Raw genomic sequence first — 1719 nt, 5'->3', positions numbered from 1 at the left:
CTCCATTTTGATTTTACAATAAAAATCCGTATGCTTGCATAATAATTTTATTTCTCAAGCAATCAATACCTTTTATCATATATACAAATGAACTTTTCAGAAATTTTTGACAAAATCTCTAGCCTAGCATCTCAAAAAGGTGGATTAGGAAACTCTATTAAATTTGCAACAGACCAAGGAAATATCCATATTTCAGCGGATGGCGTGGTGACTAATACCGATGCGCCTGCTGAGTGTACTATTTCGGTAAAAGCAAGTGATTTGGCAGAATTGATGACAGGCAAGCTCAATCCGATGACGGCAGTGATGTTTGGGAAAATCAAAATTGCTGGCGATATGTCTATTGCCATGAAGCTACAATCTTTGTTTTAAGATTTTGGCAGAATCGTTTGGTATGATAAGAAACCCTTTATGCTTAACTTTGCGTTATGGTTAGCAAAAGCAATCATACCAAACGATTAAAAACGCATTCATGAATCAAGATACCATTTGTGCATTAGCCACAGCGCAAGGAGTAGGAGCCATCGGAGTGATTCGGGTATCGGGTCCTCAGACCATCGATGTAGTTCAAAAAATATTTAAAGGTAAAAATCTTCATCAACAACCTTCACATACCATTCATTTTGGTACCATTCGTGACGACCAGAATTTGATTGTAGATGAAGTACTCATATCGCTTTTTAAAGCACCCACTTCGTATACAAAGGAAGATACCATCGAAATTTCGTGTCATGGGTCTGATTATATTATTCAGAAAATTCTTAAGCTTTTATTGAAAAATGGTGCTCGCTTGGCCAATCCAGGAGAGTTTACGCAACGTGCATTTTTGAATGGACAACTCGACTTGGCACAAGCCGAAGCCGTAGCCGATTTGATTGCATCAGATTCGGAGGCTTCACACCAAACCGCTATTAATCAAATTAGAGGAGGGTTTTCAAAACAAATCGCACAATTGCGTGAATCATTGATTCATTTTGCATCGCTTATCGAACTAGAACTAGATTTTGGTGAAGAAGACGTAGAATTTGCCGACCGTGACGATTTACGTCAGTTGATTCATCGAATTCAAAGTGTATTAGTCCCTTTGATTGATAGTTTTGAGATGGGAAATGTGATCAAAAATGGCGTTCCAACAGTAATTGTTGGTAAACCTAACGCTGGTAAATCAACCTTGCTCAACCGATTATTGAACGAAGAAAAAGCCATCGTTTCGGATATTGCAGGGACTACCCGCGATGTTATTGAAGATGAGCTATTTATCGATGGAATTCGTTTCCGTTTGATAGATACCGCAGGATTACGCAAAACCAATGATACCATCGAGGCAATAGGAGTAGAGCGCACACTGCAACAAATGGAAAAAGCCAGTATGATTGTTTATTTGTTTGATGCTTCAGAAATCAGTTTGAAAGAAATTGAAGACCAAATAGCCTCATTCAATGCCCCTTATGTATTGGTGGGTAACAAGCAAGATAAGCTCAGCATCACTCAAAAACAAGCGTTTGAAAAAGTCTATCCTGCCATCATTTGGATATCTGCTTCTGAAAATCAGAACATAGAAAGTTTACAGAAAACATTGGTTCAAAAAGTCAAAACCAAGGAAATCAAAGCAGGAGATACCGTTGTGACCAACCTTCGTCACTACCAACATTTATTGCAAACCAGCGAGTCTTTGAACCATGTACTAGAGGGTTTATCGCATAACATCACAGGCGATTT

Annotated in this window: 2 protein-coding genes; both read left to right on the top strand. The window is 38.5% G+C overall.

Annotation, left to right across the window (positions count from 1 at the left end):
* Positions 1–87 precede the first annotated feature (87 nt).
* Positions 88–372 (top strand): SCP2 sterol-binding domain-containing protein, encoded by a 285-nt coding sequence (locus ACOVQ4_RS00460; protein ID WP_095163905.1) that lies wholly within the window; start codon positions 88–90, stop codon positions 370–372.
* 100 nt (positions 373–472) lie between these two features.
* A partial coding sequence (mnmE, locus tag ACOVQ4_RS00455) for a tRNA uridine-5-carboxymethylaminomethyl(34) synthesis GTPase MnmE (protein ID WP_421818710.1) occupies positions 473–1719 on the top strand: 1247 nt, incomplete at its 3' end.

Origin of the sequence: Flectobacillus sp., assembly GCF_049240685.1 — a bacterium.
GTDB lineage: Bacteria > Bacteroidota > Bacteroidia > Cytophagales > Spirosomataceae > Flectobacillus.
The sequence above is the reverse complement of the archived record's forward strand: the minus strand, read 5'-3'. Positions and strand labels throughout refer to the sequence as shown.

Coding starts and splice junctions, on each gene's coding strand:
- ACOVQ4_RS00460 (WP_095163905.1), top strand. CDS start 88: ATGAACTTTTCAGAAATTTTTGACAAAATCTCTAGCCTAGCATCTCAA.